The sequence below is a fragment of the Arenibaculum pallidiluteum genome (assembly GCF_017355985.1).
GTDB classification, from domain to species: domain Bacteria; phylum Pseudomonadota; class Alphaproteobacteria; order Azospirillales; family Azospirillaceae; genus Arenibaculum; species Arenibaculum pallidiluteum.
In genome coordinates, this window is sequence record NZ_JAFIQU010000007.1 from 212279 (window position 1) to 224728 (window position 12450).

Consider the following 12450-nt stretch of genomic DNA (forward strand, 5'->3'; position numbering starts at 1 on the left):
CCCCGTCCTTCCTCGGCCCGTCCTCAGGTCCGGCGTGCCACAGGTTCGCAGCCGACGATCACGAGCGTGACGTTGTCGCGGGCCCCCTGCGCGAGGGCCAGCGCGAGCAGGCGCTCCGCCGCGCTCCCCGGATCGCAGCCGGCCAGCACCTCCTGCAGCGCCGTATCACCCACCGCCCGCGTCAGCCCGTCGCTGCACAGAAGGAAGACGTCGCCGCCCTCGATCTCGCCCGCGACGGCGTCCAGCTCGAGCTGCGGCAGGGCACCGACCGCCCGGGTGATCACGTTGGCATGGGCATGGTTCTCGGCCTGGCGCGGGTCGAGCTCGCCGCGATCGACCAGCTCCTGGACGCGGCTGTGATCCCGCGTGACCTGGGCGAGCTGCCCGGCGCGCAGAAGGTAGAGCCGGCTGTCGCCGGCCCAGGCGCATTCGAAGCGCCGGCCGTCCACGACCAGCACCACGACGGTGCTGCCGACGATCGGAAGGCTCCGCGCCGCCGCATAGTCCTGGAGCTCGGCGTTGCACGCCTCCAGCGCGCGGCGGATCCCGGCCAGCGTCGCGGATCCCGCCTCGGCGTCCAGCGCGGCCTCGACCGCGGCGACGACCCTGCGGCTGGCCACGTCGCCGGCGTCGTGCCCGCCCATCCCGTCCGCGACCGCCCACAGGCCGACATCGCCGCGGTCGAGCCAGGCGTCCTCGTTGACCCGCCGCACGGTGCCGGGGTGGCTGGCGGCCGCGGTCCGGAACCAGAAGACCCGGGTCGGGCTGCGATCGTCGAGAAGGCCAAGATCGCTCATGCCGCTCTCCGTCAGCAGGTTCGGAACGGACGGTTGTAGTCGCGCCATCCGGCCTCGCCTTCGGTCCGCATGCGCAGATGCACCATCGAGGCGAAGTCCGGGGAGAAGCCGCCGAACTCGGTGACGGTGCGGCGCCCGCGGGGGCCCATGGCATGGACCGCCAGGCGGCCTTCGGCGAACTCGTAGCGCTCGACGGCGAAGACCTGCTGCTCCCCGCCCGGCAGGGCGAAGGACCAGCGGTCCGGTCGCGCGTCGAGGCGGAAAGGCGCCCCGCACCACGAGCGGAAGACGGCCGCGGGCACGCGTTCCACGCCCCTGGGCACCGGTGCGGCCGCCGGCAGCGCCGGGGGCACCGGAACCGACAGCGATGGAGGGAGGGCTGTCGCCCCCTGCGCCGTCCCCTGCGGCGCCGGCGGTGGCGGAGGAAGCGCCGCCTCCTGGGTCCTGCGCGCCTCCGGCTGGGTGGGCCGGGGCGCGGGCGGCGGCGCGGCGCCCTGGACGCTGGCCGCGCCGCCGGTGGGGGCGCCGGTTGGGACGCCGGTTGGGGCGCCCACCGGGGCGGAGCCGGGAGTGGGGGCGGCAGCCCGGGGCGCCGGCGTCGGCGGGCTCCGCGGGGGCTGCGCCGGGACCTCGGCTGCCTGCGGCGGGCCTGGGCGCTGCGGCACGGGCTGCGCCCCGGACTGCGCCCCGGACTGCGCCATGGGCTGCTCCGCCGCGTCGTCCGCGGGGCTGCCCCCCGTCAGGGTCCAGACCGCCAATGCCGCGGCGGCGGCCAGGCCGAGGAAGCCGGCGCCAACGCTGATCGCCCGCGCGGCGCTGCGCTTCCGCGGGGCCCCGAGCGCCAGGCCCTCGATCAGGGCATCGACCGTCGCCAAGCGCCGGTCGGCGTCGAAATCGAGGGCGCGCTCCAGCGCGTGCCACTGGTCCGAGCGCAGGGATTTGATGCGTGCGGGCCGCATGCCAGCGTCGCGGGCATGTGTCGCCGGCATGCGCCCGAAGGGATGGCGGCCCGCCAGCAGCTCGTAGGTGATGCAGGCGAGCGCGTAGACGTCGTCGCGGGGTTGCGTGGGTTGGAGCTCCAGCATCTCCGGGCTGGCATAGGCCGGGGTCATCGCCCCCAGGCTGCGGACGTCGAAGGCCGTCGCATCCTCCTCGGCCTGCATGTTGTGCTTGATCACCCGCGCCAGACCGAAATCGATCACCTTCACCTTTCCGGCATCGGTGATGAAGATGTTGCCGGGCTTGAGGTCGGAGTGGACGATGCCGTTGGCGTGGGCGAAGGACAGCGCCGCGCCGACCGCGTTCACGATGCGCCCGGCCTCCGCCTGGGGCATCTGCCGGAAGTTCGGAGCGCGGATGATCTTGTCCAGCGAGCGGCCGGTCAGGTACTCCATGGTGATGAAGAAGCGCTCGCCGTCCCGGTCGAAGTCGTAGACCTTGATGATGTTAGGATGGGACAGGTCCTGCGCCTTGCGCGCCTCGCGCTGTAGGGCAATGGCGCTGCTCGGATGCTCCTTCAGGTTCTCCTTCAGGATCTTGATCGCGACATAAGGGTTCCGGTCCGAGGCCTCCTTCTTGCGCAGGTCCACGGCCATGAACACCTTGCCCATGCCGCCGCTGCCCAGCAGGCTCTCGATCACGAACCGGTCCTTCAGCGTGTCCCCGATCCGGATCGTGTCGTCGTCCCCGGCCCCCGCCCCGGACTGCGCGGTCCGCCCGCCCGCGACGCCGGGACCGGCCGCGTTCGGGAGGTCTGGCGCGGCGTCGTCCCGGCTGGAGTGCGGAAAGAATACGGTGCCCTCGTCGTCAGGGTCCGGGCGCCGACCATTACCCAGGGCAGACTTCCCGACCACTGCAGATCCTCCCGCTGGACGGAGCGTTCACGCCGATGCGCTGCCCGGTTCTTTAGTCTTTACTTGATGTTAACCATGATTCTGCGCCGGACGATATACGATTCTTGACGAGACCGGCTGTGCGGCCGGGTCATTCGAGCGGTCTTTCGGCGAGGGCGCCGTTGATCCCGGCCGTGATCAGGAGCGCACGCCGGGTCCCCTCGTCCGGCACCAGCTCGGCAAGCAAGTCGGGGAAGGGCATGCGGGCACGCCGGACCAGCTCGTCGAGCGTGTATGAGATCGGCGAGTGGGGTTCGGCCTGCCGGAAATAGCGCGCGACCTGGTCGAGCGCCTGGAGCGCCTCCTCGCGCGATGCGAAGCCGCCGGGGCCTGCCCGCCTCCGCTCCGCCGCGGCGGGCCGGGCGGCCCCGCCGGGATCGCCGGCCCCATCAGGATCGCCGGCATCGCCAGGATCGCCGGGCGCGTCGTCCGCCTCCGCCGCGGCAAGCGCCGGCCCGCCGAGGCCCAGGACCGCGGCGCGCATGGCCGAGAGCAGGTCGCGGACGGCGGAGGCGGGCGGCGCATCGTCCCGCGCCCGCTGGTCCAGCGCGGCATGCAGGCGGCCGAAGGCGTCGGCACAGCGGTCGAGCGCCGCCAGGAGCGAGGCGAAGAACGCATCGGGCGTCGCGCGGGCGCTGGCCTGCAGCGCCTCCGGCGCCGGGACGCCGGCATCGATCCGCCTCTGCCGCCGCTCGGGATCCGCGATGGAGGACAGAGCGGCCGACTGCTCCACCTGCCAGTAGGCGAAGGAGGTCCCGTCTCGGCCACGCGTCACCCGCACCCGGCGCAGCGGCGCGAGCAGCGTTCCCTCGCCGCCGATGCCGTTGAGCCCCGCGATGGGCGCCAGCGTCGTGCGCAAACCCTCCTCGTCCGGCGCCGGATACAGCGCGGGCCAGTAGGTCTCCACCAGTCCGGCCAGGAGCTCGAACCCCTCGCCCAGCCCGTCGATCCCGCGCGCGCGCAGCAGGGCCTCCGCCAGCCAGCAGCCGATCTCCAGGTCCTTGCTCAGCGACAGCGCCTCGGGGGCCAGCACCAGGATCTGCGACCATTCCGGCAGAAGCTTGTCCGTCTCCCCGTCGGTCTCCTGCCGTCGCTCGGCGGCGCGCGCCGCCATGCGCAGATCCTTGAGGCGTCCGTAGAGCGCCGTGGGTGCGTAGTCGAGCCGGAGATCCGGGCCGCAGCTCCGCTCCCCCGCGGCCGGTGCCAAAAGAACGGAGAGATCGATCGAGCTGTCCATGCGCCACGGTCCGGCGAGGAGGAGACGGCAAGGCCGATCCGGCGAGCATGGACCTGTCATGGGGCCGGGGCCATACTCTCTTATGTCAGGAGAACTCCCTGAATAATTGGAAGATGCCGCGCCTTACGGAGTAATTCCCGGGTCCTTGCCCTTCCATTTCACCGCTTTGCGCCCGGGAAGCCGATGCTTCACGCTCACACGGGGGAGAGGAGCCCGGACTGGGCGGGAAGGACCCGGCAGCAAGGCAGAACCAGCGGGAGGGAAGGGACATGGACCGGACGGGGGCCATCGCGGCGGCATCGGAGAGGCGCCTGCTGAAGGTCGAGAGTGCGCTCGGAAAGGGGGCCATGCTGCTGACCGGGTTCGAGGGCGAGGAGGCGATCTCCCAGCTCTTCCGCTTCACACTGGACGTGGTCAGCCCGCGCGGGACGGTCGGCGCGGAGGACCTGATCGGCACGCCGATCTCCTGGACCGTGGCTCAGGATGAAGGGGCGCCGCGGAACTTCCACGGCATCGTCCGCGGCTTCTCCCTGGGCGCGCCGCTGGAAGACGGGATGCGCGCCTACCGCCTGGAGGTCGTGCCCTGGGCCTGGTTCCTGACCCAGACGACGGACTGCCGCATCTTCCAGCGGATGTCGGCGCGCGACGTGATCCAGGCCGTGCTCGAGGAGAACCGGACGCCCTGGGTGCATTTCGACCTCTCGCACCTGTCGGGCGCGGCAGCCGAGCGGGAATACTGCGTGCAGTACGGCGAAAGCGACTGGGATTTCGTGTCGCGCCTGGCCGAGGACGAGGGCGTCTTCTACCATTTCCGCCACGAGGCCGGACGGCACGTCCTCGTCATGGCCGATGCGACCTCGGCCTATTTCGACCTGGCGGAGCCGACGGTCGAGCTCGATGGCCCGGGCCAGTCGGGCGGGATCGCCGACTGGGCCCGGAGCTTCGGGTTCCGGCCTTCGCGCTGGGTTCAGCAGGACTACAACTTCGAGACGCCCCGGACCGATCTGATCGCGGAATCTCAGGCGCGCCTTCCGGAGACCGGCGGCGGCGCCCGGGAGATCTTCGAGTATCCCGGCGGCCACGCCGACCGCGCCGCCGGCGAGGAGCGCGCGCGCATCCGGACCGAGGAGATCGAGGCCGGCTTCGCCACCGCGGTGGGCACGGGCGGATGCCGCCACATGGCGCCCTGCGGCCGCTTCGCGCTGGGCCATCACCCTGCACCCGAGGAGAACGGCCTGAAATACGTGGTCACGCAGGTCGCCCACATGGCCGCGGACCACAAGCTTCGCTCGGTCGCCGGAGGGCCGCCGCGCTATTCGAACAGCTTCGCCTGCATCCCCGCCGCGGGGCTGTTCCGGCCGCCGCGGCATACCCCTCGCCCCGTGATGCGCGGCCCGCAGACCGCCATGGTGGTCGGAGCCGCCGGCGAGGAGATCGACTGCGACCACCACGGCAGGGTGCGGGTCCAGTTCCACTGGGACCGCCGCGGCCGGAACGACGAGAACAGCTCGTGCTGGATCCGCGTCGCCCAGCCTTCGGCGGGCAGGGGCTGGGGCCACCAGTTCATCCCGCGCATCGGCACCGAGGTGGTGGTCGACTTCCTGGACGGCGATCCGGACCGGCCGCTGATCACGGGCACGGTCTACAACGCCGACGAGACGCCGCCGTTTCCGGTTCCCGACGAGAAGACCCGAAGCGGCATCAGGACCCGCAGCACCAAGGGCGGCGGCACGGAAGATTTCAACGAACTGCGCTTCGAGGACCGGATGGGCGAGGAGGAGGTTTATTTCCACGCCCAGAAGGACTTCCGCCGCCTCGTCGAGAACGACGATTCCCTGGAGGTCGGCCGCGACCGGACGGTCGTGATCGAGCGCGACCTCACCGAGACGCTGAAGACGGGGAACCGGAGGGTCGAGATCGAGATGGGGAACGACGCGCTCACCATCGCCACGGGGAACCGGACCACGAAGCTCGACCTCGGCAAGGACTCCTGCGAGGCCATGCAGTCCATCGAGCTCCGGGTGGGGCAGAGCTCCATCACCATCGACCAGACCGGCGTGACGATCAAAGGCATGGTCATCAAGGTCGAGGGGACGGCCATGGCCGAGATGAAGGCTCCCATGACCCAGGTGAAGGGCGATGCCATGCTCACCGTCCGGGGCGGGCTCGTGATGATCAATTGAATCCCGGCGGCAGTCAGGCGGCGGGCCGCGCGCACCTCCTTTTATCAAAACGATTCCGGTCACAGTCGCGGTGAAATCACAAGGGAGTTAACCCTGCCGATCATGAGCAATCGAGCCGTTGCGTGCTGCGTGGAAACGGTGTGAGCATTCGCAAAGCGCTTACAGAGCGAAAGTAAATTCGCCGCGGCGCACATGGGAGGCTTTGCGCCATGGCCGCCATAAACCTGGCTGCCCTTGTTGGCAAGCTGAACGATCCCTGCCGTTCAGCGCTCGAGGCGGCTCCGGGATTCGCGCTGTCCCGCGGTCACTATGCCGTCGAGATCGAGCACTGGCTCTCGCGCCTGATTGACCAGCCCGACACAGACCTGCACGCGCTGGCGCGCCATTACGGCGTCGACCTCGCGCGGGTGCAGGAAGCGCTGGCGGGCAGCCTGACCGGCCTGCGCGCCGGGAACACGCGCGCGCCGACGCTCTCGCCGCATCTCGTCGACCTCGCGCGCGAGGCGTGGCTGATCGCCTCGATCAACGACGGCGCCGGGCGGGTCCGCTCGGCCCATCTGCTCGTCGCGCTGCTGGGCGGCGAGACCCTGGCCCAGCTGGCCCGCGCAGCGCTGGGGCCGCTGTCCTCGATCCCGGCCGACCAGCTCGCCCGCGAATGGCCGCGGCTCGTCGCCGGCACGCGGGAGGCGCCCCCCTCCGGCGCACCCGGGGCGGACGGAGCTGCCGAAATGGCCACCGCGGCCGCCGGCCCCGGCACGCAGAAGGCGCTGGCCCAGTTCACCATCGACCTGACCGAGCGGGCGCGGGCCGGCGCCATCGACCCGGTCCTCGGCCGCGATCCCGAGATCCGGCAGATCATCGACGTGCTGACGCGCCGGCGCCAGAACAACCCGATCCTCACCGGCGAGGCCGGCGTCGGCAAGACCGCGGTTGTCGAGGGCTTCGCCCTGCGGGTCGCCCGCGGGGACGTGCCGCCGGCCCTGCGCGAGGTGTCGGTGCTGAACCTGGACCTCGGCCTGCTCCAGGCCGGCGCCAGCGTGCGCGGCGAGTTCGAGAACCGGCTGCGCGGAGTGATCGACGAGGTGAAAGCCTCGCCGAAGCCGATCATACTGTTCATCGACGAGGCCCACACACTGGTCGGCGCCGGCGGGCAGGCCGGGCAGAACGACGCGGCCAACCTGCTGAAGCCCGCCCTCGCCCGGGGCGAGTTGCGCACGATCGCCGCCACCACCTGGGCCGAGTACAAGAAGTATTTCGAGCGGGACGCGGCGCTGACCCGGCGCTTCCAGGTCGTCAAGGTGGAGGAGCCCTCCGAGGAGGCCGCAGCCCAGATGCTGCACGGCCTCGTCGCGACGCTGGAGCGCCATCACGGCGTGCGCATCCTGGACGAGGCGGTGACCGAGGCCGTGCGCCTCTCGCACCGCTACATCCCCGGCCGGCAGCTGCCGGACAAGGGGGTCAGCCTGCTGGACACAGCCTGTGCCCGCGTTGCAATGAGCCAGAGCGCCACGCCGGCGGCGGTGGAGGACACGCGGCGCGAGATCGCGGCGCTGGAGACCCGGATCACGACGCTGAAGCGCGAGGCCGCCCTGGGCACCGACCATGCCGAGGCGCTGGCGCTGCTGGAGGAAAGGCGCGTTGCGGCCGTGGAGGATCTGGCGGCGATCGAGGCGCGCTGGCGCGACGAGCTGGGCGCCATCGCCGAGATCTCGCGCCTGCGCGAACGGATCGAGGGCCTCGATCCCGCCGCCGAGGAGGCCGAGGAGGCGCGCCGGGACCTCTCGCGCCGGCTCGACGCGCTGGCCGAGATCCAGGGCGAGGCGCCGCTCGCCAGCGTCTTCGTGGACGCGCAGGCCGTGGCGGCTGTGGTCTCGGCCTGGACCGGGATCCCGCTGGGCCGCATGGTCACCCGCGAGATCGACGCCGTCCTGGCCCTGCGCGAGCGGCTGGCCGAGCGCGTCATCGGACAGGACCACGCCCTGGAGGCGGTGGCCCAGGCGGTGCGGACCTCGCGGGCGAAGCTGACGGACCCGCGCAAGCCCATCGGGGTGTTCCTGATGTGCGGTACCAGCGGGGTCGGCAAGACCGAGACGGCGCTGGCGCTCGCCGACGCGCTGTACGGCGGCGAGCAGACCATGACCGTCATCAACATGTCGGAGTTCAAGGAGGAGCATAAGGTCTCGATGCTGGTCGGCTCGCCCCCGGGCTATGTCGGCTACGGCGAGGGCGGCGTCCTGACCGAGGCGATCCGCCGGCGGCCCTACAGCGTGCTCCTGCTGGACGAGATGGAGAAGGCCCATCCCGGGGTGCAGGACGTCTTCTACCAGGTCTTCGACAAGGGCATGCTGCGCGACGGCGAGGGCCGGGACATCGATTTCCGGAACACGCTGGTCATCATGACCTCGAACGCCGGCACGGAGACGCTGACCCGGCTGGCCGCCGATCCCGAGACCATGCCGGAGGGGGACGCCCTGGCCGAGGCCCTGCAGCCCGAGCTGCTGCGCCACTTCAAGCCGGCCTTTCTCGGGCGCTGCACCATCGTGCCCTACCTGCCGCTTGCGCCCGGGACGCTCGGCCGCATCGTCGAGCTGAACCTGGAGCGCATCCGGCGGCGCCTGCGGGAGGGCTACCGCGCCGAGTTGAGCTGGACGCCCGAGCTGGTGGCGGCGGTCGGCGCCCGGTGCCGCGAGGTCAGCACCGGCGCGCGCAATGTCGAGCACATCCTGACGCGCGGCATGCTGCCGGACCTCTCGGCGCGGCTTCTGGAGCGGCTCGCCCGCGACGAGCCGGTCGGACGGGTGCATGCGGCGCTGGATGCGGACGGGCGCTTCGCCTTCGAGATCCAGTGAACGCCGGTTCGGGGCCTGCCCGAACGGCCCCGAAGGACCGGCCGGAGGCCGGACTGCGACGCGACATCGGTGAAGGGAGACAACGTCCATGGCCATCTACGTGAAGTTCGACGGCATCCAGGGCGACGCGACCCAGCAGAACCACAAGAACTGGGTGGATGTATCGAGCATGCAGTTCGGCGTCGGCCGCGCCATCAGCACGCCGACCGGACGGGCGGCGAACCGCGAGGCCTCGGAACCGTCTGTCAGCGAGATCACCATGACCCGCGAGATGGACAAGTCCTCGCCCCTATTCTTCAAGGAGGCGGTGTCCGGCAAGAGCGGCAAGACCGTGCAGATCGACCTGGTGACCACGGGCGATCCCGGCGACACCTACATGACCTATACGCTGACCGACGCGCTGGTCAGCAGCTACAGCGTCTCGGCCAACGGCTCGGGACAGCCCCAGGAATCCATCAGCCTGAACTTCTCGAAGATCGAGCTGAAGTACACGCCCCACGACGCCAACCACAAGCCGCAGGCGCCCGTGGTCAGCTCCTACGACCTCGCGACCACGAAGGCCGGATAAAGAAGGCCGGATAAAAACGTCAGGTTCCGCCCGGTCCTATCCGATCCGACCCTGGGCGGCGAATGTCGCTTGCCGCGGCACATAATGATTCGGAGCTGCGATATGCCCTGCGTAGCGCCAAGCGAGATCGTTCTGCCCCAGGTGGCCTCGACTTTCGGCCTGATCGCGGAGAATTTCATCGGAAAGCAGTATCTGCGCTTCGTGAAACGAGCGAGCTTCTTCCCCGCCAGCATCGAGGATTTCCAGGACATATCCCTGGGATTCGGAAATGTGCGGCTTTACATGGCATTCATCAAGCTGCACAACCCGAAGCTGACCTTCGCACAGCTTGTTGCGATCCAGGCAGATGCGTTGCTCAAGATCCCCGACTTGATGCGGCATGATGCCGTCGCGACGGAATTCTATGAGATCAAGCCGTTCTCGATTTCAGGCGTGGGCGCGGGTTTCACAAAGATCGTCGCTCTGGAGGCTTTCTACGGGATCTTCGGGCTGCCCTACGACCTGGGCACGACCTGGAATCCGAACGAACGCTTCCGCATTTTCTCGGGCTCCGTCTTCGGCCGGAAAGTTGAGGCGTATTTCCACTTCTTCCGCCTGCGGCCCGGGCTGATCGTTTACGAGATCTGTCTGGAAGGGGAGTTGCTCGATGACCTGGCCGTGATCGCGGCCATCATTGCAGCGATTATCCTCATCATAATAGGCCGCGGACGAATCCCGCTGCCGGGGCCCGCTCCGGTGCCCGCAATCGCCTGAACTCTGGGGAACTCCGATGGACGTAATCGAGAAATCGGTCGGGAAGGAAGGCAGCAACAGCAAGGGTGACGTGCGCGTCGTGCAACTGCTCCTGAACGACTGGCTTGGAGGCGAACACAAGACGCTTCTCAAGGTCGATGGCATCGCGGGCCCGAAGACCGAAGCTGCAATCCTCGCCTTTCAGAAAGCCAAGACGAAGGTCGTGGACGGCCGGATCGACCCGCAGGGCCCCACCATCAAGGCACTCGCGGCCCTTCATCTGAAAGCGCTGCTCTCGGGGATCGAGCCATGGGTGTACACCGATCTCCAGATTGCCGGCACTCCGATTTTCCACGAATCGGCCGTTAATGAGTCGCTCGATAGCTACTGGAAGGCGCTGCGCCGCGGATGAGGGTTTACGCGCGCGAATGTGTGTATCGGCCGTTTCAGACACGCGACGCGGTGCTCGCGGCCATGGGGATCGGCCTTGTGCCCCGGCTGACCGGTCGCGCCGACGAAGTCACCGCGAACGCGACCGGTCAAGCCCCCGAGGGGCCTCTGGCGATCAGCCGAGAGCAGCCTTGGGCATTTCCTCGGCCAGGCCGTTGTTGTGCGCCCATATGGCGGCCTGTGTCCGATTGGATGCGCCGATCTTGCGCAGCAGGCTCTTGAGGTGGACCTTCACCGTCGCCTCGGTGATCCCGATCCGGTTCGCGATGACCTTGTTGCTCTCGCCCTCGACGAGATGACGCAGGATCTCGGCTTCGCGGGGCGACAGCCCGTTGCGTCGGACCGTGGGCTCTGCATTGAAGCGCCCGGCTACCAGCATGGCCGCCAGATGGCTCGGGAAAACGGTTTCGCCCATCCGCACCAGCCTCAACGACTCCTGGAGCGCCTCCGGCGAGATGTCCTTGAGGAGGCAGCCGTCGACACCAGCCTGGATGGCGGCCACCATGGGCTGCGGATCCTGGGTCGGCATCAACATGACGACACGCGCATCCGGGAACAGGCGCCGCAATTCAATCACGGTCTCGCCGACTCCCAATGGGCTGCCCAGCGGATCGCACAGGACCATCCCGATCTCGATCATGCCATGCAATCCGGCGGCATCGTTCAGGCGGGCGACCTCGGCGACGATCTCGAAGCCTCCCTCTCTGAACAGAGCCTTCAAGCCCTCGCGGAACAGCTTGTTCGGGTCGATGAGCACGGTCGGAACAATCGTCATGTGGGGCCCCCTCGTTCGGCGATGCGATTTGGGATAGTCCGATTCCGGCCGCATATCCACCCGAAATTAAGAGCTAATTAACCACCCGGATGGCTGAGCGGATGGCTAGGCGAGTGAGCAGGGCTCGGTGCCGTGAGCAGCTGGCCCCAGGGGCCTGCGAAGCCCGGGACGCAAGAGGCGTTAGGCCTCGTGGGGGCTTAAAGCGCCTAACGGAACCATCGCGTGATGAAACGCCGTGAGATGCGTGCGGCTTGAGGGTGCATTCCAGTCCGCGCGCCGATGCATGGGCGCGCGGCATTACCGGTTTGGGAAGATGACTGCCCGGAACTGCTGCGGACCGTTCAGGATCCCGTATTCGACACTGCTGGGGGTGTCCTTGTCGCTGCGGCGATAGATCAGCCGGACGAAGGCGAACATCCCGGCGTTGCTCGCCAGGTGGGTTTCGATGTCGCGCCACAGGTGGCCGACGGCGGACAGGCGCCGGTTGACGGCCGCCCGCTGGTAGAAGTAGTTGGGGCCGCCCTCGAAGCCACCCTGGGCGTGCGACCAGCCATGCCCCTTGTCGTAGCCTTCCCGGCGGGGATAGCCCGCGTGGTAGGAGCTGTCGCGGGTGTTCGGGGCCACGGCCTGGGTGATGCCGTGGATGAGCACGGTGCGCTCCTTCCGGCCATCGAACAGGAACCAGACCCCGCGGTCTTCGAACTCCATGAGTTCGCAGTTCGCGACCACCGCCCCGTACTCCCAGCTGGCGAGGTCGACCACGCCAGCCCGCAGCTCGTCGAGCGCCTCGGCATGGCCCTTCCTCCGGAGGGTGCGCGCGTAGCGGTCGAGAAGGGGTGCGTAGGCCGGCGATCCGTTGCCGACCGCCGGCATCGTCTTCAAGGCATCGTCGATCCGGTCGATGACGTCGTCATTGCCCATGGCCGTGCTCCCTGATTGCCTGTGGGATCCCGCATCTCGCCCAACG

General features: G+C 69.3%; 10 protein-coding genes. 5 read left to right on the plus strand and 5 right to left on the minus strand.

All coding sequences use genetic code 11. The features are described 5' to 3' along the window. Window positions 1–23: 23 nt before the first annotated feature. The 3 genes from JUB13_RS16715 to tssA form a co-directional block, all read right to left on the minus strand. Window positions 24–797, minus strand: coding sequence for a PP2C family protein-serine/threonine phosphatase (locus JUB13_RS16715; protein ID WP_207480948.1), 774 nt, complete (start codon window positions 795–797; stop codon window positions 24–26). Window positions 798–808: 11 nt separating this feature from the next. Beyond that, window positions 809–2650 carry a serine/threonine-protein kinase gene (locus JUB13_RS16720; RefSeq protein WP_207480950.1) on the minus strand — a complete coding sequence of 614 codons (1842 nt, stop codon included), beginning with the start codon at window positions 2648–2650 and terminating at the stop codon, window positions 809–811. A 130-nt stretch (window positions 2651–2780) separates the two neighbouring features. Further along, complete coding sequence (tssA, locus tag JUB13_RS16725; protein WP_207480952.1) at window positions 2781–3926, minus strand: type VI secretion system protein TssA; 1146 nt, start codon at window positions 3924–3926, stop codon at window positions 2781–2783. Between the two features lie 269 nt (window positions 3927–4195). On the opposite strand from tssA, the gene JUB13_RS16730 reads away from it, so the two are divergent. The 5 genes from JUB13_RS16730 (at window position 4196) to JUB13_RS16750 (ending at window position 10670) form a co-directional block, all read left to right on the plus strand. Continuing rightward, complete coding sequence (locus JUB13_RS16730) at window positions 4196–6109, plus strand: type VI secretion system Vgr family protein (protein WP_207480954.1); 1914 nt, start codon at window positions 4196–4198, stop codon at window positions 6107–6109. A gap of 209 nt (window positions 6110–6318) precedes the next feature. Further along, on the plus strand, window positions 6319–8958 hold the full coding sequence (gene tssH, locus JUB13_RS16735; protein WP_207480956.1) for a type VI secretion system ATPase TssH: 2640 nt from the start codon (window positions 6319–6321) through the stop codon (window positions 8956–8958). A gap of 88 nt (window positions 8959–9046) precedes the next feature. Next, on the plus strand, window positions 9047–9526 hold the full coding sequence (locus tag JUB13_RS16740) for an Hcp family type VI secretion system effector (RefSeq protein WP_207480959.1): 480 nt from the start codon (window positions 9047–9049) through the stop codon (window positions 9524–9526). A 102-nt stretch (window positions 9527–9628) separates the two neighbouring features. Continuing rightward, complete coding sequence (locus JUB13_RS16745) at window positions 9629–10279, plus strand: hypothetical protein (protein WP_207480961.1); 651 nt, start codon at window positions 9629–9631, stop codon at window positions 10277–10279. A gap of 16 nt (window positions 10280–10295) precedes the next feature. Further along, window positions 10296–10670, plus strand: a complete 375-nt coding sequence (locus JUB13_RS16750; RefSeq protein ID WP_207480963.1) for a peptidoglycan-binding domain-containing protein — start codon at window positions 10296–10298, stop codon at window positions 10668–10670. A gap of 153 nt (window positions 10671–10823) precedes the next feature. Here the strand turns inward: JUB13_RS16750 and JUB13_RS16755 are convergent, their stop codons facing one another. Together JUB13_RS16755 and JUB13_RS16760 are read right to left on the minus strand one after the other, a co-directional pair. Continuing rightward, window positions 10824–11465, minus strand: coding sequence for a response regulator transcription factor (locus JUB13_RS16755; RefSeq protein WP_328702950.1), 642 nt, complete (start codon window positions 11463–11465; stop codon window positions 10824–10826). Window positions 11466–11780: 315 nt separating this feature from the next. After that, a complete protein-coding gene (locus JUB13_RS16760) occupies window positions 11781–12404 on the minus strand; it encodes a hypothetical protein (protein ID WP_207480965.1) in 624 nt (207 codons plus the stop codon). Between the last annotated feature and the right edge of the window lie 46 nt (window positions 12405–12450).